The organism is Sphingomonas aliaeris, from assembly GCF_016743815.1.
Classification (GTDB): Bacteria; Pseudomonadota; Alphaproteobacteria; order Sphingomonadales; family Sphingomonadaceae; genus Sphingomonas; species Sphingomonas aliaeris.
In genome coordinates this window covers 3,607,581-3,631,162 of record NZ_CP061035.1, presented here as the reverse complement: position 1 = coordinate 3,631,162, position 23,582 = coordinate 3,607,581, and the positions used below count along the sequence as shown (strand labels likewise).

The window sequence follows — 23,582 nt, the reverse complement described above, 5'->3', positions numbered from 1 at the left end:
CCCGAGGCGACTCGCTCGTGACACGCCGTTCGACAGGCTCAGGGCGAACGGGGGTTTGGGTTCGTTGCCCGGCACGTCTTCACCGCTGCGCCACGGTCACCGAGGCATTCGGCACCGCCGCGCGGATCGCGGGCGAGTACATCGCCTCGACCCGGCTCGGCGGGAGCGAGAAGCGACCCGCGCCGTTCAACCGCATGACGTAGACGATCGTGAAGCGGCCGCGCGGCACCCAGCTGAAATAGCCGCGCCACGCATCGTTCCGCCGCTCGATATAGGCCGGCTGCACCCCGACCTGTACGTCCCACGCCTTGCCGTCGCCATCGATCGCACCGAACGACGTGCCGTCGCCCGCCTTGGCATCGGCGTTGAGCAGCTTCGACTGACCGCCCAGATCGCCGACGATCGTCGCACCCGCCGGGATCGGATCGTTGACGACGACCCAGTTGCGCTCGGCCGATGCCTCGACGCTGATCGTCACCTTGACCACGTCGCCGCGCGTCAGCACGCCCTTGGTCCGCGCCTGCATGACCTCGGTCTTCTTCTCCATCCGGTATCCGGCGAACAGCGGCTGCTTCAGCGGAACGGCGGCGGAAACGGAGACGTTCGCCCACGGCCCGGCACCGCTCGCCTGCGACAGCCGCAACGGCGCGGGGGCGGCGGGCAGCGGGAAACCGACCTGTCGCAGGTCGACCGACAGCGGCCATGTCCGGCTGATCGTCGTACTGCCCAGCGACATCGTCGTCGGACCGGTGATCGCGCTGGCGGGGTAGATCGCCGCGAACTTCTTCGCCGCGATCGTGCCCCAGGCATTGGCCGTCGTCGTATCCCAATGCCCGCGCGACTGGCGCAGGCTGACGCCGACCATCATCTTCGGCGCATCGTCCTGCCAGCCGGGCCGGCCGAGCGTCGCGATCACCGCCTTGATCGCGCCTTCGTCACCCGACGACATCAGCCACCACGGTGCATTATTCTGGTCCGACAGGTCCAGCCGCGTACCTTCGTACACGAGCCGGGTGCGCAACACCGCCTCGGCACTGGTCCGCAGCGCCTGTGCATTGGCAAGGCCCTGTACCCGGTCGAGCGCGACCAGATAGTCGGACAGGATCGACGTCGGCATGTCCTGCGGCGTGATGCCGAGCTGCCCGAGCATGGCCGGCGTCGCCGCACCCTGCCGCGCGAGCGCCGCGAAGGCCGCCACGCGTTGCAGGCGAACGTCGCCATAATCCTCATGCCGCAGCCGTCCGTCGAGCACCGCCTTCATCGCCTCGATCATGCGGGTGCGCGGGCCTTCGGGGATCGGCAAACCGGCATCCGCGGCCAACGACAGGACATAGGCGGTCAGCGATTCCGATCCGGTCAGGCTTTGCGACGGCCAATAGCGCAGCAGACCGTCGGGTGCCTGATAGGTCGGGATATCGCCCGCCAGCCGGTTCCACGCCGCCGCATCGCCCAGCGCCACCGCGCGCGACAATTGCTGTTCGAAACAGGTGTAGGGATAGGCGGCCATGAACAGCCGCACCCCGGCTAGCGGCGGTGCGAGCGTATCGCTCAACCGGATATCGACCGTGCCGCGGCGGGGCAGCGCGCCTGCCGGGGGTGCGATCGGAATCGTCGTGTTCGCGCCGACCTGCGCCAGCGTGCCCGCCCAGACCTCGACCGGGATCGCCGGGATCACCTCCTGCGATACCGTCAGCTGGTCGGACGCTTTGCCGCCCTCGGCCACCGCCTTCACCTGCCAGCGCAAACCGGCGACGTTTTCGGGCGCGGTCAGGTTCCAGGCGACCGGCGCGGCACCGCCCGCCGGAATCGTCACGGTCAACGGCTTGCCCTGTGCCACGCGCGGGAAGACGTCGACCGTCGCGGTCACCTTCATCGGCTTGGTCGATCCGTTGCGCAGCGTGAAGCCGGCGGCGTAGAAATCGCCCGACCGGACGAGTTGCGGCATGCCCGCAAAGATCGACAGGTCCTGCGCGGTGCGAACATCGGCGCGGCCGGTGCCGAACAGTTGCGCACCGTCCGTCGCGATCGCCACCAGCCTGAACGACGACAGCGCGTCGGACAGCGGCACTGCGATCTGCGCGCGACCCTGGTCGTCCAGCGCGACGCGGCCCTTCCACAGCACGACCGGCTGGAAATTCTCGCGGTTCAGCGCGGAGGAATCGCCGCCACCGCCGCCGCCCGCCTCGACCGCCTTGCGACCGATGCGGCGCTTGCCGACGACCTGCGACTGCGCGGTCGATGTCAGTACCGACAGCGACCGTTCGCCCATCATCGCGGTCAGCACGTCCCAGGATTCGTTGGGCGCGAGTTGCAGCAACGCCTCGTCCACGGCCGCAAAGGCGATTTCCGCGCTGGCGGCCGGCTTGCCGTCGGGCGTCTTCACCTGAACATCGACCTGCGCCACGTCGCGCGCGGCATAGCGTTCCCGGTCCGCCTTCACCGCGACCTGCAACTGGTGCGATTCCCAGCCGACCTTCACCTTGGCGATACCGAGGCGGTAGGCGGGCTTGGCCAGATCGACCAAGGCGGTCGGTTCGTTTGCCTGTGGGGGGCCGTCGACCAGCCCGATCTTCTGCCCGATCCCGCTCAGCCAGTTCCAGAAGCCGCCTTCGACCCGCCCGCGCACCGCCATGACGGAAACGAACACGTCGGGGGCATAACTGCCCGGCATCGGCACCTCGACCACCGGGTCCTTGCCCGACAATTCGGTGACGAAGCTGGACAGCACGCCTTCGCGCTCCACCGTGACCAATGCGGTCGCGCTGCGGAACGGCATGCGGACCTGGAAGCGCGCGGTCTCGCCGGCCTTGTACGTCATCTTCTCGGGCACGATGTCCATGCGGTCGCCATTGTCGCCGCCGAACCACCAGTCATCGTCGCCCGCCAGCCACACCGATTTGGTCGCGCGCGCGACATTGCCGTTCGCATCCGCCGTCGTCGCGACGGCATAGACTTCGCCCGACACGCCGGGATCGACCGCGCATTGGGCGAGGCCCTGTGCATCGGTGCTGGCCGAACACGTGCCCGACAGCTTGGTCGTGCGCATCTGATTGTCATAGGCGTAGAAGCCGCCGATCAACCGGCGGCGCGCGGTCAGCACCTGACGGCTGTACAGGGCGACGGAGATCTTCTGGTTCGCGATCGGCTTGCCGTCCGTATCCAGCGCGACGAAGCGCAGGCGCAGATCGTCCTGCTTCATCAGCCAGCCATCGGTCTTCACGCCCAGTTGCACGCCCGACATGAAGATCGGGATGCGGCGCGACGCGGTCAGCACTTCGCCATTCGCGTCCTGATAATCCATCTCGACCAGCATGTCGGTCGTGTCGGCCAGCGTCTGCGGCACGTCGATCGTCGTGCGCGCGGTGCCGTCGCCGCCGAGCGTGGAGGGCAGGGTCTGGGTCGGGGGCAGGGGCGTCCTGTCCTCCTCGCCGTCACCGTTCAGCGGCTTCACGCCTTCGGCAATGTCGATCCCGCCGAAGCTGTACGCCTCGTAATCCTTCGGGGAGTCGCCGTGCGTGGAATAGCCGACGCGCAGATCGACCGGCATGTTCGACGCGCCGCCGCCGGACAGATAGCCGACGAACAGGTCGAGCGGCAGCATCTTCGGGCGGACGACCGCGTCCTTCGGGCCCGCGACGCTCGCGCGCATCGTCGGCAATTTGTATTCGTCCACGCGGAACGACTGGCCGGTATAGATCGTGCGGTCGCCGACGATCACCTGCAGATCGTAATCGCCCATCGGCGCGCCCGCCGACGCGGTCCAGCTCGATTCCCCGATCCCGCTCGCATCGACCGACAGCGGCATGTCGAACTGCGTATCCGATCCGCGGTGCGACAGGCGCAGCGTACCGGTGAAGGCCGGGGTCAGCGCGAAGCCCGCGCCCAGCGGCTTGCGGACGATATGCTTCATGTTGATCGTCTCGCCCTGACGCACCAGCGCGCGATCGAACACGGTGTGCAGGATCTCCTCGCGCGCGTCATAGCCGTAGGGCAGGTCGAAATCGTATGGGCGGATGCCCTCGCCCCAACTGGTCAGAGTGAAGCTGAAATCGTCACCGGCGCGGGCGGAGATCATCAGCGGCGCGGACGACCCGTTCTCGCAACTGCCATAGGTTTCGACCTCTGGCAGACCCGGTGGGACGTACAGTCCGCCCGATCGGTCGGTCGTCCCGCGCGCGAGCAGCCGCCCGGTGCAACTGTCCGTCACGCGCACCTCGGCATTGGCGACGGGCTTGCCGCTGTCGAGCGCGGTGACCCAGGCGAGGCTGCGTTCGCGGCCCCATTTGAAATGCACGGCCATGTTGGTGACCAGCGCCGCACTCGCCACGTAGCGCGGCGCTTTCCGCCCGAGCAGCGCCTGGCCGAGTACCGGGCTGGCCAGCTCGACGACATAGAATCCGGGCTTGGTCAGCGGTACGCCGACGACCTCGAAATCCTTGCCCTTTCCGGGCAGGCCAAGCTGGAACGGCGTGGATGCGCCCGCGGCGCTCGTCAGGACGGGCTGCGATCCGGTGTCGTTGATCCGCACCGTCTCCTTGCCGCGCTTGATCTCGTGCGATGCATATTCGTCGGACTTGTCGACCGTGCGCAACCACTGCGCCACGTCGCCGTCCGATCCGTCGACGCGCAGCGACTGACCCTCGACACCCCTCGTGCGGCCCTGCAAGGCGGGTTCGATATTGCGCACCGTGACCGGCAGGATCCCGCCCTCCTTGGCCTCGATAATGCCGAATTTCGCGGCGAACTTGACCAGCGGGGGTGCCTCGTCGAAGCGCAGGTCGAGCGGGAAGCGCTCGGCATTCGCGAGCACGCGGCCGCTTTCGTCCTTCAACCCGGCGGGAATCGACAGTTTCGCCGTCATCGCCGAAGGCAGCGGGGCGGCAAAGCCTATGTCGCTGATCGTGGCTTTCTTCTTGTCGTCATCGCTGAACACCGGCGCGATCGTCTTTCCGTCGGCGGTGGTGATGGCAATCTTCGCGGCATCCGACATCGCGATCGGCGCGGTGAAGCGGACATGCGCCTTTTCGACCGGCGAACATCCCGCCTGCGCGTTGACGCGGCTGCATTCGAACCGCGCGGTGAACGGCTTGCGCACGGTATAGTCGAACCGCTGATCCGCCCCGGCCAGCTTGCCCCCGGCGCCGGCGATCCGCGCGCCCCAGACCAACGCCATCTCACGTCCGGCCGGCAAAGGGCGGCGGCATTTTAGTGCGGTGACCCCGGCGAATGCCTTTTGCCGATCTGCGGCGCTTGCGGGTATCGTCGCGGGCAGCCCGGCGCTTTCCAGGAAGCTGCGGACCGTCCAGCTTTCGGTGCCGATCTCGCCGAGCAACGTTGCCGGCACGTCCGCCGGCAGCACGTCGACCGCGATCTTCTCGCCCAAACCGTCGACCGCGCAATAGGCGTTCGCCGCGACCGATGACGGTGTCGCGGGCAGGTTGGCGGCGACGAGGAAGACCTGCCCTTCCTCGATCTCGCCATCATATTGCGCGGGCAATACGGCGCGCGCGACCGGGCCGCCGGCATCCACCTTGAACGCGCGTTGGCCGGTCGCGGCATAGCCACCGGCGCTCTTCAGATCGCTGCGGAGCTTGAAGTCGCACGTCGTGCCGCCGGGCAGGGGCGATTTGAATTCGTGGACGAAGGTCTGCGGATCGACCCAGCGGCCCTCGCCCTCGACCGGGCATGCGACGGTGAAGGGACTGGCGGCGCGCGGATCGCCCAAAGCGACCATCGGCTGGCTGAAGCGCGCGGTGAAGCGTTCTATCGCGCCGCCACCGATCCCCGGCGTCGCCATGATGACCTGCGGGCTGTTATCGCCGAACCCGGCGACTGGCGCGATCGCCAGCGTCAGAAGTGCGATGCGCCATGCGATGTTCATTCCGGCACCCCCCGTTTGGTCCGGGATAGTGGTTTTGAGGATCGCGATCCAGCGCAGTTTGCGGCACTTAACTCGCCGCCCTTGCGCCATGGTTGCACTTGCGAAACATGTAGATTGCGTATCGGGTTTCGGGACGGAATCGGGGGACTTCATCTGGACGGCTGGACTGGCATCATTGCCGTCGTGGATGTGTGCGCCCGCGAGGCGATGCTGTTCGCCGCGATCGGGTTCTTGATCGGAGGAATCGACGATGCGACGATCGATCTGGTCTATGCTCGTCATCGCGGACGGCGGGGTGCCGTTCCGTCCGTTGCGGACCTTAGGTCTCCGGACGAGCCGGGCCGCATCGCCGTGTTCGTTGCCGCCTGGGACGAGGCCGCGGTGATCGGCGCGATGCTGTCCAACGCGCTCGCCCGTTTCGACCATCCCGACTATCGCATCTATGTCGGCACCTATCCCAACGATCGTGCGACGATCTGGGCCGTGGCGGCGGTCGCGGCGCGCGATCCGCGCGTCAGGCTGATCGTCGGGCGGGAGGATGGGCCGACGACCAAGGCCGATTGCCTCAACACGATCTGGCGCGCGATGCTCCGCGACGAAATGTGCGACGGCATGCCGGTCAAGGCGATCGTCCTGCACGATGCGGAGGATGTCGTGCATCCGGCCGAGTTGCGCATCTTCGATGTCATGACCGAGCGGCATGCGGTGGTGCAGTTGCCGGTTCACCCGTTGATCGATCCGCGCGCACGCTTCGTCTCGGGCCATTATGCGGACGAATTCGCCGAGGCGCACAGCAAGACGCTGGTGGTGCGGCAGGCGCTCGGGGCGAGCCTGCCGCTGGCCGGGGTCGGCTGCGCGATCGAACGGATCTGTCTCGGCCATATCGCCGAGCGGCGACACGGCGCGCCCTTCGATGCGGGCAGCCTGACCGAGGATTACGAACTGGGGCTGCTGATCGCGGGACTGGACGCGGGAAAGCGGCGCGGTGGCGGTGTGTTCGCAAGGATCGCGGAATATCCCGGCGGGCCGATCGTTGCGGTGCGGGCTTATTTTCCGGCGCGGATCGACGCGGCGGTCCGGCAGAAGACGCGGTGGATGATCGGGATTGCGCTCGCCGGATGGGACCGGGTGGGATGGGGCCGCGCGCGCGACTGGCGCGAACACTGGATGCGGATGCGCGACCGGCGCGCGCCCGTCGCCGTTCTGGTACTGATAGCGGCCTATCTGGCGGCCTTGTTCTGGGCGACGTCCGCGATACTGCACGCGATCAGTGGTATCCCGCCGGTCGCATTGTCGCCCGCCATGACGGTGTTGCTGACGATCAATTCCGGTCTGCTCGTCTGGCGACTGGCGGTGCGGGCGGCGTTCACCGGGCGCGCTTATGGCTGGCGACAGGCTTTGTGGTCTCTGCCCCGGGCGGTGGTGGGGAATTTCATCGCACTCGCCGCCGCGCAGCGCGCCGTGTTCCAATATATCGCGATGCTGCGTGGTGCGGCGCTCCGCTGGGACAAGACGGCACATGCCTTTCCCGACGATCTGCACGAAAGGTGATCGTCGGCCGCCCGCTGCGCTTTCTGGGCGTGACATGCAGCGGCTGGATCGCGATTCGGGCTGCGATCCTATGGTGGCCCATGCCGGACGCCACCGCTTCCCGAACACCGATGACCGACACGCGACCCACACCTGCGACGGTTGTTGCCCTGCTGCCGCGGGCGAAACCGCCTGTATCACGACCGGAGCATCGGTCGCGGCCGCACCCGCCGGTCGTCCTGCGGAGGGTCATGAGCGGAGAACGGGATCGTCCTGGCTCCGAACCCGTGCCGGACGGGATCGGACGCGCTGCTGCGGCAGGCATCGTCGCGTCCGTGCGTCCGGCGCTCGTCCCGCCCCGCCAGCCGCCGCTCTCGCGTTTCGGGGGAAGTTTCTGGCTCGTCGCCCGGGGCGGCAGCGGTCCGATCGCGGGCGTTCTGGGGCCGCAACTGGGTGGGTCGCAGGCGGGGGCTCGCATCACCTATGCGCTGGATGCCAGCCGCCGCTTCGCTCTCGCCGCGCGAATCACGTCCCCGCTTGGCCCCGGCGCGCAGGAACTGGCGCTTGGGGTCGACTGGCAACCGACGCGCCTGCCGGTGCGGCTGATCGCCGAACACCGGATCGGGTTGAACGGGGGGCGCGGGGGGCCGGGCATCGGGATCGTCGGCGGCTTTGGTCCCCGCCGGATCGGGCGCGGCTTCGCCGCCGAGGGCTATGCACAGGCGGGCGCGATCGCGCGAGACGGGGGCGAAGGCTTCGCAGACGGGGCGGTTCGCATCACTCATCCGGTCGCATTGCTCGGCAGGGTACGCTTCGATCTTGGCGCGGGCGCGTGGGGCGCCGCACAACGGGATGTGTCGCGTATCGATCTCGGCCCGTCGCTTGTCGCTAACGTGCCGATCGGTCCACAGAAAGTTCGCGTGCGGCTCGACTGGCGCCAAAGGATCGCCGGCAATGCCACGCCGGATTCGGGATTGGCTCTGACGGTCGGCGCGGATTTCTAGGTCCCAGAACGGCGGATAGGCCTGCAACCGCTTCCGCCCGCGCCGCTTAGCGGTTAGTCCGGGCTTGTGGACCTGTACCTGCCCATCGCCAATCTTTCGGTCAACGCGATCTTCATCGTCCTGCTCGGCGGTGGCGTGGGGATGCTGTCGGGCATGTTCGGGGTCGGCGGCGGGTTCCTGACCACGCCGTTGCTGATCGTCTATGGCATACCGCCGACCGTCGCCGCCGCATCGTCCGCCAGCCAGGTGACCGGCGCGAGCATCTCCGGCGTGTTCGCGCACGTCCGGCGGGGCGGCGTCGATTTCAAGATGGGCGGGGTGCTGGTCGCGGGCGGGGTGGTCGGATCGCTGGCGGGCGCGTGGATCTTCCGGCTGTTACAGGCGAGCGGCCAGATCGATATCGTCATCGCGATCGTCTATGTCCTGATGCTGGGATCGATCGGCGGCCTGATGGCGAAGGAATCCTGGGGCGCGATCGCCGCCCGTCGATCCGGCCAGTCGGCGCGGCCGATGAAGCGGCGGCATCATCCGCTCGTCGCCGCGCTTCCGCTCCGCACGCGCTTCTACGCGTCGGGCCTGTACATTTCACCCCTTGCCCCGCTGCTGCTCGGCTTCTTCACCGGCATCCTGACGATCCTGCTGGGCGTCGGCGGCGGGTTCATCATGGTCCCCGCGATGCTGTATTTGCTCGGCATGGGGACGTCCGTTGTGGTTGGTACGTCGCTGTTCCAGACGCTGTTCGTCACCGCCGCCGCGACGATGGTGCACGCGACGACCACCAAGGCGGTGGATATCGTCCTCGCCGGGCTGCTGCTGCTGGGATCGGTGATCGGCGCGCAGGCGGGCGTACGCTTCGCCGGCAAGGCGAGACCGGAATATCTCCGGCTCGCGCTGGCGATGATCGTCCTGCTCGTCGCGGTACGTATCGCGCTCGGCCTCGGCTGGCGCCCGGACGAGATATATTCGGTCGAACTGTCGTGAGGCGGATCCTGCCGCTGGTTCTCGCGCCGCTGCTGATGGCGCAGGCGAAGCCCGTGTTGGTGCCCGACGTATCGCAGCGCAATATCGAGATCGCCTATTCGTTCACCGGCGCCGAATTGCTGCTGTTCGGCGCGATCCTGTATCCGGGCGGACGATTGCCCGACGATACCAAGCCGACGGACGTGGTGATCGTCGTCAAAGGACCGGTCCAGTCGATCTTGGTCCGGGAAAAGGAGAAGGTCGCGGGCATCTGGGTCAACGCCTCGCGCCTGCGCTACAGATCGGCGCCCAGTTTCTACGCGATCGTCTCGTCCAAACCGATCAAGCGTCTAGTCGACGATCGTACGCAGGCGATCTACGAACTCGGGCTGGATTCGCTGCAATTGTCGCCCGCGAGCAATGCGCCGCCCGCGGAGCAGGACCGGTTCGCGCGCGGGCTGGTCGATCTGAAACGGCGCGCGGGCCTGTATTACGAGGCGCCCGGCGCGGTCGAGATCACCGATGGCGTGCTGTATCGCGGGCGCGTTTCAATTCCCGCGCGCGTTCCGGTCGGGCGCTTCACGGCGGAGACGTTCCTGATCCGCGACGGCCGCGTCCTCGCCGCCGCCACGCGCGACATCGACATCCGCAAGTCCGGGTTCGAACGATTCGTCGCGCGATCAGCGGACAATCACGCGATCCTCTATGGTTTGGTCGCGGTTGCCGTCTCCGTGCTGTTCGGATGGGCCGCGGGCTGGATCGCTCGCCGCATCTAACCCCTTACGACGGAACGCTATCTTTACCTTCGCTGCATAGGATGGGTCGGTAATCCCCGGGGGACAGACTGATGACCGAGATGATGGGCAGCGACGCGTTCGCGATGAGCGCCCCGGCCGTATTGGTCGGCGCACCGATCGGCATCGTACTCGAAATCGCCGGATCGAGCAGCCAGGTGATGATCGATTCGCATGCGCTCGTCGCGACGGCGGGCAGTTCCGATCCCGCCATTGCCGGCGCCGGATCGGTCGGCAGCCAGATCAAGATGCGCGTCGGCGGCACCTGGTTGATCGCCAATATCCGCTCGCTGCGGCTGGTCGGGGGCGCCAACGCCCTGGAGGACGGACGCATCGTCGCGCAGGTCGATTTCCTGGGCGAAGGCGACGAGGAGCGGCTGACCGGCAAGCTCTACAAGTTCCGTCGCGGCGTGACGCGCTACCCGAATCCGGGATGCGAGGTGTTTCCCGTCTCCACCGCCGATCTCAAGCAGATCTACGCGGCCGAAGACCGCGCGACGATCGAGATCGGCACCGTCTATCCGACGCGCGATATCCGCGCGTCGATGTATGTCGATGCGATGCTCGGCAAGCATTTCGCGCTGCTGGGATCGACCGGTACGGGCAAGTCGACCGGCGCGGCGTTGATCCTGCACCGGATTTGCGAACTGGCGCCGCAAGGTCATGTCGTGATGATCGATCCGCACGGGGAATATGCGACCGCGTTCAAGACGAACGGCGCGCTCTACGACGTCGGCAATCTGCAGATGCCGTACTGGCTGATGAACTTCGAGGAACATTGCGAGGTGTTCGTCACGAGAGAGGGGTCCGACAGCCAGATCGATGCCGACATCCTCGCCAAATGCCTGTTGATCGCGCGCGGCAAGGGGCGGCTGGGGCAGGAGATCGGCAAGCTGACCGTCGACGCGCCGATCCCCTATCTGCTCAGCGACCTGACCAACATCATTTCGCTCGAAATGGGCAAGATGGATCGTGCGGGCGATACCGCGCCCTATTTGCGGCTCAAGACCAAGATCGACGAGATCAAGGCGGATCCGCGCTATGGCTTCATGTTTTCGGGCATGCTCGTCGCGGATACGATGGCCGACTTCCTGGCGCGCATCTTCCGCCTGCCGGGCGACGGAAAACCGATATCGATCATCGACGTATCGGGCGTGCCGAGCGAGATCACGTCGGTCGTCGTCGCGATGCTCAGCCGCATGGTGTTCGATTTCGCGATCTGGTCGCGCGGCGAGGCGCAGCGCCCCGTCCTGCTCGTCTGCGAAGAGGCGCACCGGTACATTCCCAACGAGCGGAATGCGGACTCGTCATCGGTCGGCCGTATCCTGGGTCGCATCGCGAAGGAAGGGCGCAAATACGGCGTGTCGCTGGGCCTGATCACGCAGCGCCCGTCCGATCTGGCCGAAGGCGTGCTGTCGCAGTGTGGTACGATCATCTCGATGCGCCTGAACAACGATCGCGATCAGGCCTTCGTCCGCGCCGCGATGCCCGAGGGTGCGCGCGGGTTCCTCGATTCGATCCCGGCCTTGCGCAACCGCGAATGCATCATCTGCGGCGAAGGCGTCGCGATCCCGATCCGCGTCTCGTTCGACGATCTGGACGACAATCGCCGCCCTGCGTCGGACGATCCGATCTTCTCCGATCTGTGGCGTCAGTCGGGCGGCGAGGACCAGATCATCGCGCGCACGATCAAGCGCTGGCGTTCTCAGGGGCGGTGAGGCGGACCCGCCCGGGCGGGTCGAACCATCTTCGATCGTGTGTGTTGGGGGGGCGGGTCAGCGCTGGCCCGGCTTTACCGCCATCAATTGCGCGACGCGCGACTTGAACGCGCGGAGCTTCTCGCCCGACAGCGTCGCGACGCTGGAGAAGGAGAAGCCGCGCGGATTGACCGACACGCCGTTGCGCCACACTTCCCAATGCAGGTGCGGGCCGGTCGACATGCCGGTCGAGCCGACCGCGCCGATCTGCTGCCCGCGCGAGACGTGCTGGCCGGGACGGACGAGGATGCGGCTCATATGGCCGTATCCGCTGGCGATCCCGCCGGCGTGCGACAGCTTGACGAAATTGCCATAGCCCGCGCTGCGCCCGGCGAACTGCACCGTGCCCTCGATCGCGGCATAGATTGGGGATCCCCAGGCCGCACCGATATCGATGCCCTTGTGCATCCGCATGAAGCCGAGCAGCGGGTGGCGGCGCATGCCGAAATTGGACGAGATCCGGCCGCTGACCGGCATGCCCATAAAGCCCTGGCGCTGGCTCTGGCCATTGGCTTCATACCACTGCCCGTCATCCCATTTGACGAGCTGCGTCTTTTTCGAACGCTGCTCCAGCCCCGCGAACATCAAATCGCCCAGCTGGACTTCGCCGGTCGCGGCGCGTGCCTGACGCAGTACGAAATCGAACGTGTCGGACGGGGCCACCGCGCCGATCGAGATGCGGCTGGCGATCGCCTTGATATAGGCCTCGACCGCCTTGGCGGGCGCACCGGCGGCGCGGGCCGAGCGGTACAGGCTGGACCCGGCCAGACCCTGAATGCGCAACGGCGTGTTGTCGATCGCGATCGCATGACGCGTCATCGCCAGCGTATCGCCCTGCCGCGCCAGCGACAGGTTGAGATCGAACCGCGCACGGAAAGCGAGATGATCGAGCGGGCGGGCGACGTTGCGGCTGGGCCGGCGGCCGAGCGTCATATCGATCCGCGTACCGGGCTTGATATCGTCGATGGCGACCGCGCCGGACACCAGATCGGCGGCGCGCGATGCGTCCGAGGCGGAAACGCCCGCGCGCTGCAGCAGGCGCGTGAAGCTGTCGCCGGTGCCGAACGTCGCGGTCATGTCCAGCGTCGGGCGCTCGGGCGTTTCGGCGAGTGGTGCGACGAGGTCGTTCGCCGCCATCCGCCGTCCGGTCGATCCGCCCCAGGCGAGCGGTGCGATCGATTGCGCGCGCGCCTCGTCCCACTGGCTGCCGGCAAGCGCGGGGGCGACGCTGCCCGGAATGGTCTGGTCGAAGCCCGGTGACAGCGCGCAGGTCGCGGCGATCAGCGCGGTGCAGGTCGCCGCGCCGCGCCACCATTCGCGCGATCCGATGCGCGATCCGAGGTCGGGTGCCCAATCGGTGCTGGCGATGAAGGCACGAGCCCGGTCGAGTGCGGAAACGGGTGCAGGAAGGATGACCGCGCGACCGAAGGACAGGGTTGCGGTGCCGCCAGCCTGATCCTGTCCATGATCGGTGTTCAAGAACAAAGCGGATATGCCCTTCGGGTCGTCCGCCGATCCCCCCGGCGTGGGTTGGATCACTGTGGGGGGCAAAGCCTAAAGTCAAATTAACCGGGCTGTTGCAGGGCTTTGCATCGGGCGAACCGTTTGCGAGATGCGGCGAAGCGAGGTCGCTCGCGGAACGATGCGGTCTATGCCGCTTTCCGGGTGCAATTCGACATCGGGCGGGTTGCGCAGCGCGCCGCGCGCGCCGATGTTGTTTATCGACATGTCGCGCAACGAAGAACGCCCCGTCACCGCGGTGCTGGGCCCGACCAACACCGGCAAGACGCACCTCGCGGTCGAGCGGCTGTGCGGACATTCCAGCGGCATGATCGGCTTCCCGCTGCGGCTGCTGGCGCGCGAGGTCTATGACCGCGTGGTGAAGATCAAGGGCGCGAACCAGGTCGCATTGATCACCGGCGAAGAGAAGATCGTACCCAAGGACGCGCGCTGGTTCCTGTGCACCGCCGAGAGCATGCCGCTGGACAAGGATCTGGCGTTCGTCGCGCTGGACGAGGCGCAACTCGGGGCGGACCGGGAACGCGGGCATGTCTTCACCGATCGTATCCTGCGTGCACGTGGGCGCGAGGAGACGATGATCCTGGGATCGGAGGCGCTGCGCCCGATGCTGAAGACGCTGGTGCCCGGCATCGACATCCTCAATCGCCCGCGTTTCTCGACGCTCAGCTATGCGGGGGCGAAGAAGATCAGCCGCCTGCCCAAACGCTCCGCGATCGTCGCCTTCAGTGCCGAGGAAGTCTATGCCGTCGCGGAGATGCTGCGCCGGCTGCGCGGCGGCGCGGCGGTCGTGATGGGCGCGCTGTCGCCGCGCACCCGCAACGCGCAGGTGGCGATGTTCCAGGCGGGCGAGGTCGATTACCTCGTCGCGACCGATGCGATCGGCATGGGGCTGAACATGGACGTCGCGCACGTCGCCTTTGCCAGCCTCGACAAGTTCGACGGGCAACGCCAGCGCCGGCTGACGGTCGCCGAAATGGCGCAGATCGCCGGACGCGCCGGACGGCACCAGCGCGACGGGACGTTCGGCGCGCTGGTCGAGGAAGGGCCGGGGGCGTTCACGCCGGAGGAAGTGCTGGCAATCGAGGAACATCGTTTCCCGCGGCTCGATCATCTGTTCTGGCGCAATGGCGAGCCGGATTTCTCCAGTGTCGACGCGCTGATCCACAGTCTGGAGGAACGCCTCGACCTGCGAGAACTGCGCCCCGCACCGAAGGCGCTCGACCTGCTCGTGCTCAAGCGGCTGGCGGAGGAGGATTGGGTGCGCGACCGGGCGCGCTCGCCGTCGATGGTCAAACGGTTCTGGGCGGCGTGCGGCGTGCCGGATTTCCGCAAGGTCGGGCTGGATCCGCACAGCCGCTTCTGCGGCAAGCTGTTCGGCTATCTGAGCGAGGGTGCGGGCCATATCCCGCACACCTGGTTCGCCGAGGAGATTGCGCGGCTCGACAATATCGCGGGCGATGTCGAGACGCTGGCGGGGCGGATCGCGGCGGCGCGCAGTTGGGCCTATATCGCCAACCGCGCCGACTGGCTGGCCGATCCGGCGCATTGGGCGGGACGCGCGGGCGCGGTGGAGGAACGGCTGTCCGACGCGCTGCATCTGAGCCTGACGCAACGCTTCGTCGACAAGCGCACGACGATGCTGCTGCGCCAGATCGGCGCCAATCCCCGCGACCTGCCCGTGACGATCGGCGAGCAGGGCGAGGTGATGGTCGAGGATCATACGATCGGCCATTTGCGCGGCTTCGGCTTCACCGTCGCGCCGGATGCGCGGGCGAGCGACAAGCGCCTGCTGCTCGCCGCCGCCGACCGGCGTCTGGGCGACGAACGCGCGCGGCGCGGTCGTGCGCTGGCCGAGGCGGAGGACAGAGCCTTCGCCTTGCTGGCGGAGGCGGGTGATGCCCCCGCGATCGCTTGGGACGGGCTGCCGGTCGCGGCGTTGCGCCAGGGGCCGTCGCTCGCACGGCCAGCCGTCGTGCTGGATCGCACGCTCGACTGTCTCGACGTCGCGTTGCGCGGCAAGATCAAGGCACGGATCGCCCTGTGGCTGGGGGCGCAAATGGACCGGCACGTCCCGGCCCTGCCCGCGCTGGAGGCGGTGACGCGCGATGCCGATGCGGGTCCGTCGCTTCGTGCTGTCGCCGCGGCGTTGATCGATCATGCCGGGCTGATGCCGCGGATCGACCACCGGATCGCGATCGACGGGCTGGATCCGGCGGCGCGCAAGCGGCTGCGCAAGATCGGCGTGACGATCGGGGCGCTCGACCTGTTCGACGCGCGGCTGCTGAAACCGGCCGCCGCGCGCTGGCGGCGCGCGCTGCTGGCGGCGCGTCACGACCGGCCGGTTGCGGATGCACCGGCGGAGGGGGCGACCGTCCTGCCGCGCACGGCGCCGGGCGCACATCTGTCGCAGGGGTATCGCGCGATCGCCTTGCAATCCGTCCGCGTCGATCTGGTCGAACGGATCGCCAAGGCCGCGTTCGAGGCGCGATCCGGCCGCAAGTCGTTCGCGCCCGATCCGGCGCTCGCCATATCGATCGGGGTCCATCCCGCGACGCTGGAACGGCTGATGGTCGGCCTCGGGTTCAAGATGGCGCGGGCGGAGGACAAGGTGTCGCGCTGGGTCTGGCGTGGACGTGCGCCTGCGCCGGTCGCCGCCCCGCGTCGCGACAACGCATTCTCCGCGCTGGCGGACCTGAACCTGCGCCATGGCTGATGCCGGTGGAGCGGGCGGGGGCATATCGATGCGCCTCGATCGGTTCCTCTGGTTCGTGCGCCTGGCCAAGACGCGAAGTGCTGCCCAAGCCCTTGCCGCGCATAGCCGGCTGCGACTCGACGGCCGCCCGATCGACCGCGCCCATGCCCAGGTGAGAATCGGCAACGTATTGACGTTGTTGTATAATGACCGCGTCCGCGTCATCCGGGTCGCGGCATTGCCGGCGCGGCGCGGGCCGGCGCCCGAAGCTCGCGCCTGCTATGACGAACTGACCGCCGCGGCGGGCGAAGCGGGGCATGAGAATGTCTCGCAGCAAGCCGCATCCGATTGACGGGGCGGAACGGCGGGCATAGCAGGCACCGTTCGTCTAACGGGAAGACCAAGAATGACCTATGTCGTCACCGACGCCTGCATCAAGTGCAAGTATATGGATTGCGTCGAGGTGTGCCCGGTCGATTGCTTTTACGAAGGCGAGAACATGCTGGTGATCAACCCCAGCGAGTGCATCGATTGTGGCGTGTGCGAACCCGAATGCCCGGCCGAAGCGATCCTGCCGGATACCGAATCCGGGTTGGAACAGTGGATGGAGTTGAACAACACCTTCTCCGCGCAATGGCCCAACGTCACGCGCAACGCCGGGCAGACGCCCGCCGATGCGGACGAGCATAAGGGCGAAGAGGGCAAGTACGACAAGTATTTCTCACCGGAGCCGGGCGCGGGCGACTGACCAGCGGCGGGCGTGCCGACCGTTCCGGTGCGACACCAACATAGATAAATCGGGGCAATCGTCCCGTTTCGGCGCGCCGGCCGCGCTGACAGTCATGTCAGGCTGGTAATTTTATTACGACTCTGCTAAACAGGCGGGGACGGAAGGCGTGTTCGCGCGTTATTCCGATCTGGAGACATACCAAAACCCACATCCCCCGCATCGCGCGTCCCCCGACATCGTTCGTGGGTCGCTTCCTTTGGGGATCAGTACACGGAAAGGCTCAACGATGGCTGCCAAGGCGCTGTCTTTCGACGTCGGCGATTATGTCGTTTACCCAAAGCACGGCGTCGGCCGTGTGATCGAACTGCAGAAATCGGAAATCGCCGGCATGCAGCTCGAACTGTATGTCCTGCGGTTCGAAAAGGAGCGCATGACGCTCCGCGTACCCACCAACAAGGCGGAAAGCGTCGGCATGCGCAAGCTGTCGAGCGACAAGACGCTGCGCGAGGCGCTGGACACGCTGACCGGCAAGCCGCGGGTCAAGCGGACCATGTGGTCGCGTCGCGCACAGGAATATGAAGCGAAGATCAATTCGGGCGACCTCGTGTCGATCGCCGAAGTGGTCCGCGACCTGTTCCGTGCCGAGGACCAGCCGGAGCAGAGCTATTCGGAGCGTCAGATCTTCGAAGCGGCGACCAGCCGGCTCGCCCGCGAACTCGCGGCGATGGAGCAGGTCGACGAGCCGACCGCACAGGAAAAGATCCTCGACATCCTGCGCAAGGCGGCGGCGATCCACAACAAGGACAAGACCCCGGCCTGATCGCCGGATCCTGTTCGAACGACAAAGAGGGCGGCCAAAGATGGTCGCCCTTTTTGTTGCTCCGCGCCTGTCCGCGGCTTGAAGCGGCGGGGCGTCTCCAATAGCGCTATGGCCGATCCGGCATCAGGCCGGACGCGAAGGGAGAGCGGACATGTTCAATCATGTGATGGTCGGCACGGACGATATCGAGCGGTCGAAGACGTTTTACGATGCGGTGCTGGGCGTCCTCGGTGCAGGCGAACCGATGCGCCACAAGAGCGAAGCGGGCCAGACGCGGCTGTTCTACGTGCATGCCGGCAATACGTTTTCGGTGAGCGAGCCGATCAACGGCGAAGCGGCGACGTGCGCCAATGGCGGCACGATCGGCTTCAAGTGCGATTCCGCGGAACAGGTGAAAGAGTTTCACGACGTCGCGGTGGCGCATGGCGGCACCTCGATCGAAGGCCCTCCCGGCCTGCGCGAAAGCAGCATGGGTGCGCTACACTTGTCCTATGTCCGCGATCCGGACGGCAACAAGCTGTGCGGTATCCACCGGCCTAAATAAGAGAGCGGCGGGGGAAGCCCCCGCCGCATTCATCCGGGCGTCAGGCCTTTTCCAGCGTGCATTGCAGCGGATGCTGATGCTGCCGGGCGAACTCCATAACCTGCGCGACTTTCGTCTCGGCGACTTCATAGCTGAACGTTCCGCACACGCCGACGCCCTTCTGGTGGACATGCAGCATGACGCGTGTCGCGGCTTCCATGTCCATGCGGAAGAAGCGCTGCAGCACCAGGACGACGAATTCCATCGGTGTATAATCGTCGTTGAGAAGGAGCACGCGGTAGGGGGTCGGCTGCTTGGTCTTGGCGCGCGTGCGCGTCGCGATTCCCAGACCCGTGCCGTCCTCGTCCCCGCCATCCTCGCGGCGTTCGGCCATGGCCGTGATATCCTGCTGATCGATCATGTGTTCCCGAAATATGGCATCCCCGGCGGTGAGGGCAAGGGCTTGTAACAACGAAGTGCGTGGTCCGCCGCTCCGTTCCTTCCGGCGGGCGACGCCGGGTTGACCGAAAAACAAAAGGGCGGCCCCTCGCGGAGCCGCCCTCTTTCGTTCCGATAAACCGGCGTAAGGGTTTACGCGGCGATCTTCACCTTTTCGACGGCGACCGCGACGCGGTTCGAGATCGGCTGGGCGACTTCGCCGGCCAGCTTCAGCATCGTCTCGGTGTTCTTCGACGTCTGGGCGACCAGCGAGTCGAAGGCCGCGCGGGCGTAATCGCTCTGCAGCTTGAAGAAGTCGGTCGGCGACTTGATAGCCGACATGCTCTTCAGCGCGGCAGTCGCGGATTCTGAACTGCTTGCGGCTATATTCCGCAGCGTCCTGCCCCATCGCTTCCATGCCCTTTGCGGCGATCTTGCCGCTCTCGACGATGGCTTCGATGTTGCCCTTCGAGAATTCGTTCATGTCTTCGAATGCCTTGGTGCTCTTGGCATTGGCATCGGTGAACATGGTCTTGGCCTTTTCGGCGGCGTTCTTGATCGAGGTATCCATGATGTTCGCTTCCTTGCTGACGACGGCCTTCGCCTTGGCGGCGACCGGCTTGATGGTTTGAATGGTCTTCTGCGCGACGATTTTCGGGGCGGCCTTCACGGACACCTTCTTCTTGGCCACCGGCGTTGCAGCCGGGGCGGTAATGATCGCCTTGCGGGCGGTCTTGACGGGGCTGGCCGCGGCCCTGGCGACCGGCTTCACCGCATCCTTGACCGCTTCGACCGCGGTCATTCCTTCAGGCTTGGCGACGGGTGCCTCGACCTTGGCGGGAGCGGCAGCGACCTTCGGGGCGGGCGGGGTGACCGCGTCGATAACGGCGGCCGGAACTACAGGCGCATCCACCTTGGCGGCAGGCTCGGTAACGGGCGTGTTGCTGGCCAAGGCGGGCCTCCTGTTTGTCGTTGCTGCACTGCAATATAATCGGCCCATTGGCCAACGCAAGAACTTTCTTGCTGCACCGCAACATTACTGCCTTCAAGGGGCAACATTCCAGAAACTTACGGCGTCACCTCGCCCGGACATACTCTCCCGGCGCATCGCCGATCGCCTTCAGTTTCCCTTCGCCAGGAAGGCGTGCGCCCGTCGCTGACACAGTTGCATCGTCCTGATCGTGCAACCAGCCGATCCAGTCCGGCCACCAGCTTCCCTTGGTCTCGGTCGCGCCGGCGATGAACTCGGCCAAAGTCTCGACGCGGTCAGGATTGCTCCAATACTGGTATTTGCCCTGTGTCGGAGGATTGACCACGCCCGCGATATGCCCCGATCCGGCGAGCAGGAACTTCACAGGTCCGCCGAAATGCCGGGTAATCTCGAACACGCTTTCCACCGGCGCGATATGATCGTCCTTGCCCGCCTGAATATAGGCGGGCGTCTTCACCTTGGTCAGATCGATCGGCGTGCCCCCGGCGGATAAGGCCCCCGGCTTGACCAGAAGATTGTCGCGGTACAGATCGCTCAGATACGACAGATGCCATTTCGCCGGCAGGTTGGTCGTATCACCGTTCCAGTGCAGCAGATCGAACGGCGTATAATCCTCACCCAGCAGGTAATTGTTGGTGACGTAGTTCCAGATCAGGTCGCGCCCGCGCAACATGTTGAACGTCAGCGCCATGTAGCGCCCGTCGAGAAAGCCGTCCGGCGACAATTTGGCGATCGTCTCCAGTTGCTCGTCGTCGATGAAGTTGAGCAATTCGCCCGCGCGCGTGAAATCGACCTGCGCGGTGAAGAAGGTCGCACTTTTCACCTTCTCCGCCTCGCCGCGTGCGGCAAGGACCGCGAGCGTCGCGGCAAGCGTCGTGCCCGCGACACAATAGCCGATCGCATGAACGCTCGGCACGTCCAGCGTGTCGCGGATCACGTCCACCGTCTCGATCTGCGCGGCGATGTAATCGTCCCAGACGATATGGCTGAGGCTTGCGTCGGCCGACTTCCACGAAACCATGAACACGGTGATGCCCTGTTCCACCGCCCAGCGGATGAAGCTCTTTTCCGGCGTCAGGTCGAGGATGTAGAAGCGGTTGATCCACGGCGGGAAGATCACCACCGGCACCGCCAGTACCTTGTCCGTGGTCGGGCTGTACTGGATCAGTTCGTACAAGTCAGTGCGATGCACCACCTTGCCCGGCGTCATCGCCAGGTTGCGGCCCACTTCGAACGCGTTCGGGTCGGTATGCGTCAGCTGCCCCTTGCCGAGATCGGCGAGCATGTTCTGCAAGCCTTTCAGCAGATTCTCACCGCGCGTCTCGATCGTCTTTTCCAGCACGACGGGATTGGTCGCGGCGAAGTTGGACGGGCTCATCGCCTCCAGGAAGCCGCGCATGGCGAAGCGGATCTGTTCCTTCTGCTTCTCGTCGACGCCGTGCAGTGCGTCGATGCCCTGCATCATGTGGTCGGAGATCAGGAAATAGCTCTGGCGGATCCAGTCGAAGACCGGGTTCTCGCGCCAGGCCGGATCCTTGAAGCGCTTGTCGCGCGCATGGTCCGGCGATTCGACATGATCCGACGCCTTCGCCGGATCCAGGAAACGCTGCCACAGGTTCAGGCTATCCGCCCAGAAATTCTCGGTGCGCTTCAACGTCGCCGGGTCGGTCAGCCCGGGAATGGGTGGGATGGCCGTCGGCATTGCGGGCAGATCGGACGGGGCGGTCGGGATGCCGCTTTCCATCATCAACTGCTGCGCCCGGCCCATCACCCAGGTCCAGTGCTGCATATCTTCCAGCGTCGGCAGCTTAGCGTCTTCGGCCATGTTCGCTCTCCTGCGGACGACCTTAGCCGCACTCCTCATTCCCACGATAGCCCGAATGCCGTATGGCGGCGCTTCCTCGCATTAACGAGAGTTTCGATGTCCGAAGAATTCTACCGCATGAAGCGCCTCCCGCCGTACGTGATCGCCGAAGTGAATGCGATGCGGGCGCAGGCGCGCGCGGGCGGGGAGGACATTATCGACCTTGGCATGGGCAATCCCGATCTGCCCCCGCCCGAGCATGTGATCGCCAAGCTGGTCGAGGTCGCGCAGAAGCCCGACGCGCATGGCTATTCCCAGTCGAAGGGCATTCCGGGACTGCGACGTGCGCAGGCGAACTATTATGGCCGCCGCTTCGGCGTCGATGTCGATCCGGAGACGGAGGTCGTCGTGACGATGGGGTCGAAGGAGGGGCTGGCCAGCCTCGCCACCGCGATCACTGCGCCGGGCGACGTCGTGCTCGCGCCGAACCCCAGTTACCCCATCCATACGTTCGGCTTCATCATCGCCGGCGCGACGATCCGCGCGGTGCCGACCACGCCCGACGACGCCTATTTCGAGAGCCTGGAGCGGGCGATGGCGTTCACCGTGCCGCGTCCGTCGATCCTGGTCGTCAACTATCCGTCGAACCCGACGGCAGAGGCGGTCGATCTCGCTTTCTACGAACGGCTGGTGGCGTGGGCGAAGGCGAACCAGGTCTGGATCATCTCCGACCTCGCGTATTCGGAACTGTATTATGACGGCAATCCGACGCCCTCGATCCTGCAGGTGCCGGGTGCCAAGGATGTGGCGATCGAGTTCACCTCGCTCAGCAAGACCTATTCGATGGCCGGCTGGCGGATCGGTTTCGCGGTCGGCAACAAGACGCTGATCGCCGCGATGAGCCGCGTGAAATCCTATCTCGACTACGGTGCCTTCACCCCGATCCAGGCGGCGGCCTGCGCCGCGCTGAACGGCCCGCAGGACATCGTCGAGAAGAACCGTCAGCTGTATCACAAGCGCCGCGACGTGCTGGTCGAAAGCTTCGGCCGCGCCTGGTGGGACATTCCGTCGCCGCGGGCGTCGATGTTCGCCTGGGCACCGTTGCCCCCGGCGCTCGCGCATCTCGGCAGCCTGGAATTCAGCAAGCAGATGCTGACCCATGCCAAGGTCGCGGTCGCCCCCGGGGTCGGGTATGGCGAGAATGGCGAAGGTTATGTGCGCATCGCCCTGGTCGAGAACGAACAGCGGCTGCGTCAGGCGGCGCGGAACGTGCGAAAATACCTGCAATCGATGGGCGTCAACGTGCCGACGACGAAGGCCGGCTGATGTTCCTGTTCCGCGGCGTGGAGAGCCATCCACGCTCGCTGGTCAAGGCGGTGTCGTGGCGCACGGTGGGCAGCATCGACACGTTCGTGCTGGGGCTGTTGTTCACCGGCGGCAATGCGAAGATCGCCGGATCGATCGCCGGAACGGAAGTGATCACCAAGATCCTTCTCTTCTATTTTCACGAACGCGCCTGGTCGATGGTCAAATGGGGCCACCGTCCGTTCCCGGTCGAGCCGGACCAGTCCGGCGAGGGTGCCGCCACCCCCGTCTGACCACGAGCCGGTGAGCAGCCGACGGGCACCCGGCCATTGACGCGCCCGCCGCGCCACGGCATCCCGCCCCGATGACCGATCGCATCGCATCCAAACTCGCCGAACTTGGCCTCGAACTGCCGCAGGCCCGCAGCCCCCGTCGCCAGCTATGTCCCCGCCGTCACGGCGACCGGGCTGTTGCATATCTCCGGGCAATTGCCGTTCAAGGACGGTGCGGTGATGACCGGGCGGCTGGGCGAGGACAAGGATCTCGCTTACGGGCAGGACGCGGCGCAGCAGTGCGCGCTGATGCTCGTCGCGCAGATGAAGCTGGCGCTGGGCGAACTTCACCGCGTGAAGCGGATCGTGAAGCTGGGCGTGTTCGTCAATTCGGCCGGCGACTTTACCGACCAGCCGAAGGTCGCGAACGGCGCGTCGGACCTGATGGTCGCCCTGTTCGGCGATGCCGGCAAGCACGCCCGCGCCGCGGTCGGCGTGCCCGCATTGCCGCTTGGTGCGGCAGTCGAGGTCGACGCGATCGTCGAGATCGGCGACTGAGT

At 66.3% G+C, this 23,582-nt stretch carries 16 protein-coding genes and 2 pseudogenes; 13 read left to right on the top strand and 5 right to left on the bottom strand.

Translation table 11 applies throughout. From position 1 onward, the window contains the following. Positions 1 to 79 precede the first annotated feature (79 nt). The gene (locus tag H5J25_RS17180) at positions 80 to 5,881 is read right to left on the bottom strand and encodes an alpha-2-macroglobulin family protein (RefSeq protein ID WP_202093174.1); all 5,802 of its coding nucleotides are present in this window, start codon (positions 5,879 to 5,881) and stop codon (positions 80 to 82) included. Positions 5,882 to 5,995: 114 nt separating this feature from the next. On the opposite strand from H5J25_RS17180, the gene H5J25_RS17175 reads away from it, so the two are divergent. From H5J25_RS17175 to H5J25_RS17155, 5 genes are all read left to right on the top strand, one after another. Further along, positions 5,996 to 7,432: a glycosyl transferase family protein gene (locus H5J25_RS17175; RefSeq protein ID WP_225883209.1), complete on the top strand. Its 1,437-nt coding sequence runs from the start codon at positions 5,996 to 5,998 to the stop codon at positions 7,430 to 7,432. A 230-nt stretch (positions 7,433 to 7,662) separates the two neighbouring features. Then, positions 7,663 to 8,415 (top strand): hypothetical protein, encoded by a 753-nt coding sequence (locus tag H5J25_RS17170; protein WP_202093172.1) that lies wholly within the window; start codon positions 7,663 to 7,665, stop codon positions 8,413 to 8,415. Positions 8,416 to 8,481: 66 nt separating this feature from the next. After that, a complete protein-coding gene (locus H5J25_RS17165; RefSeq protein ID WP_202093170.1) occupies positions 8,482 to 9,396 on the top strand; it encodes a sulfite exporter TauE/SafE family protein in 915 nt (304 codons plus the stop codon). A 35-nt stretch (positions 9,397 to 9,431) separates the two neighbouring features. Next, positions 9,432 to 10,151 carry a TIGR02186 family protein gene (locus H5J25_RS17160; protein WP_202096461.1) on the top strand — a complete coding sequence of 240 codons (720 nt, stop codon included), beginning with the start codon at positions 9,432 to 9,434 and terminating at the stop codon, positions 10,149 to 10,151. A 71-nt stretch (positions 10,152 to 10,222) separates the two neighbouring features. After that, entirely contained in the window at positions 10,223 to 11,887 is a 1,665-nt protein-coding gene (locus H5J25_RS17155; RefSeq protein ID WP_202093168.1) for an ATP-binding protein, read from the top strand. A gap of 57 nt (positions 11,888 to 11,944) precedes the next feature. On the opposite strand, the gene H5J25_RS17150 is transcribed toward H5J25_RS17155, so the two are convergent. After that, the gene (locus H5J25_RS17150) at positions 11,945 to 13,465 is read right to left on the bottom strand and encodes a M23 family metallopeptidase (RefSeq protein WP_318781336.1); all 1,521 of its coding nucleotides are present in this window, start codon (positions 13,463 to 13,465) and stop codon (positions 11,945 to 11,947) included. Between the two features lie 187 nt (positions 13,466 to 13,652). Between H5J25_RS17150 and H5J25_RS17145 the strand changes: the two genes are divergently transcribed. The 5 genes from H5J25_RS17145 to H5J25_RS17125 all read left to right on the top strand — a co-directional run bounded on the left by H5J25_RS17145 (position 13,653) and on the right by H5J25_RS17125 (position 18,233). Then, positions 13,653 to 16,160 (top strand): helicase-related protein, encoded by a 2,508-nt coding sequence (locus H5J25_RS17145; protein ID WP_202096459.1) that lies wholly within the window; start codon positions 13,653 to 13,655, stop codon positions 16,158 to 16,160. After that, a complete protein-coding gene (locus tag H5J25_RS17140; protein ID WP_202093164.1) occupies positions 16,153 to 16,491 on the top strand; it encodes an RNA-binding S4 domain-containing protein in 339 nt (112 codons plus the stop codon). The genes H5J25_RS17145 and H5J25_RS17140 overlap by 8 nt, the downstream gene beginning before the upstream one ends. Before the next feature lie 54 nt (positions 16,492 to 16,545). Continuing rightward, positions 16,546 to 16,887, top strand: a complete 342-nt coding sequence (gene fdxA / locus H5J25_RS17135) for a ferredoxin FdxA (protein ID WP_202093162.1) — start codon at positions 16,546 to 16,548, stop codon at positions 16,885 to 16,887. Positions 16,888 to 17,155: 268 nt separating this feature from the next. After that, on the top strand, positions 17,156 to 17,689 hold the full coding sequence (locus H5J25_RS17130; RefSeq protein ID WP_202093161.1) for a CarD family transcriptional regulator: 534 nt from the start codon (positions 17,156 to 17,158) through the stop codon (positions 17,687 to 17,689). A gap of 151 nt (positions 17,690 to 17,840) precedes the next feature. Further along, on the top strand, positions 17,841 to 18,233 hold the full coding sequence (locus tag H5J25_RS17125) for a VOC family protein (protein WP_202093160.1): 393 nt from the start codon (positions 17,841 to 17,843) through the stop codon (positions 18,231 to 18,233). Positions 18,234 to 18,273: 40 nt separating this feature from the next. Here the strand turns inward: H5J25_RS17125 and clpS are convergent, their stop codons facing one another. The 3 genes and pseudogenes from clpS to H5J25_RS17110 all read right to left on the bottom strand — a co-directional run bounded on the left by clpS (position 18,274) and on the right by H5J25_RS17110 (position 21,466). Continuing rightward, complete coding sequence (gene clpS / locus H5J25_RS17120) at positions 18,274 to 18,606, bottom strand: ATP-dependent Clp protease adapter ClpS (protein WP_202096458.1); 333 nt, start codon at positions 18,604 to 18,606, stop codon at positions 18,274 to 18,276. 471 nt (positions 18,607 to 19,077) lie between these two features. Further along, a pseudogene (locus H5J25_RS21730) lies at positions 19,078 to 19,134 on the bottom strand (TIGR01841 family phasin); the annotation flags it as partial. 592 nt (positions 19,135 to 19,726) lie between these two features. Further along, positions 19,727 to 21,466: a PHA/PHB synthase family protein gene (locus H5J25_RS17110; protein WP_202093159.1), complete on the bottom strand. Its 1,740-nt coding sequence runs from the start codon at positions 21,464 to 21,466 to the stop codon at positions 19,727 to 19,729. A 96-nt stretch (positions 21,467 to 21,562) separates the two neighbouring features. On the opposite strand from H5J25_RS17110, the gene H5J25_RS17105 reads away from it, so the two are divergent. The 3 genes and pseudogenes from H5J25_RS17105 to H5J25_RS17095 all read left to right on the top strand — a co-directional run bounded on the left by H5J25_RS17105 (position 21,563) and on the right by H5J25_RS17095 (position 23,580). Then, positions 21,563 to 22,771: an LL-diaminopimelate aminotransferase gene (locus H5J25_RS17105; RefSeq protein WP_202093158.1), complete on the top strand. Its 1,209-nt coding sequence runs from the start codon at positions 21,563 to 21,565 to the stop codon at positions 22,769 to 22,771. Next, positions 22,771 to 23,043, top strand: a complete 273-nt coding sequence (locus H5J25_RS17100) for a DUF2061 domain-containing protein (RefSeq protein ID WP_202093157.1) — start codon at positions 22,771 to 22,773, stop codon at positions 23,041 to 23,043. The genes H5J25_RS17105 and H5J25_RS17100 overlap by 1 nt, the downstream gene beginning before the upstream one ends. A 71-nt stretch (positions 23,044 to 23,114) precedes the next feature. Beyond that, positions 23,115 to 23,580, top strand: a pseudogene (locus H5J25_RS17095) (RidA family protein). Positions 23,581 to 23,582: the final 2 nt, after the last annotated feature.

Coding starts and splice junctions, on each gene's coding strand:
- H5J25_RS17180 (WP_202093174.1), bottom strand. CDS start 5,881: ATGAACATCGCATGGCGCATCGCACTTCTGACGCTGGCGATCGCGCCA.
- H5J25_RS17170 (WP_202093172.1), top strand. CDS start 7,663: ATGAGCGGAGAACGGGATCGTCCTGGCTCCGAACCCGTGCCGGACGGG.
- H5J25_RS17160 (WP_202096461.1), top strand. CDS start 9,432: ATGGCGCAGGCGAAGCCCGTGTTGGTGCCCGACGTATCGCAGCGCAAT.
- H5J25_RS17155 (WP_202093168.1), top strand. CDS start 10,223: ATGACCGAGATGATGGGCAGCGACGCGTTCGCGATGAGCGCCCCGGCC.
- H5J25_RS17145 (WP_202096459.1), top strand. CDS start 13,653: ATGTCGCGCAACGAAGAACGCCCCGTCACCGCGGTGCTGGGCCCGACC.
- H5J25_RS17140 (WP_202093164.1), top strand. CDS start 16,153: ATGGCTGATGCCGGTGGAGCGGGCGGGGGCATATCGATGCGCCTCGAT.
- fdxA (WP_202093162.1), top strand. CDS start 16,546: ATGACCTATGTCGTCACCGACGCCTGCATCAAGTGCAAGTATATGGAT.
- H5J25_RS17130 (WP_202093161.1), top strand. CDS start 17,156: ATGGCTGCCAAGGCGCTGTCTTTCGACGTCGGCGATTATGTCGTTTAC.
- H5J25_RS17125 (WP_202093160.1), top strand. CDS start 17,841: ATGTTCAATCATGTGATGGTCGGCACGGACGATATCGAGCGGTCGAAG.
- clpS (WP_202096458.1), bottom strand. CDS start 18,606: ATGGCCGAACGCCGCGAGGATGGCGGGGACGAGGACGGCACGGGTCTG.
- H5J25_RS17110 (WP_202093159.1), bottom strand. CDS start 21,466: ATGGCCGAAGACGCTAAGCTGCCGACGCTGGAAGATATGCAGCACTGG.
- H5J25_RS17105 (WP_202093158.1), top strand. CDS start 21,563: ATGTCCGAAGAATTCTACCGCATGAAGCGCCTCCCGCCGTACGTGATC.
- H5J25_RS17100 (WP_202093157.1), top strand. CDS start 22,771: ATGTTCCTGTTCCGCGGCGTGGAGAGCCATCCACGCTCGCTGGTCAAG.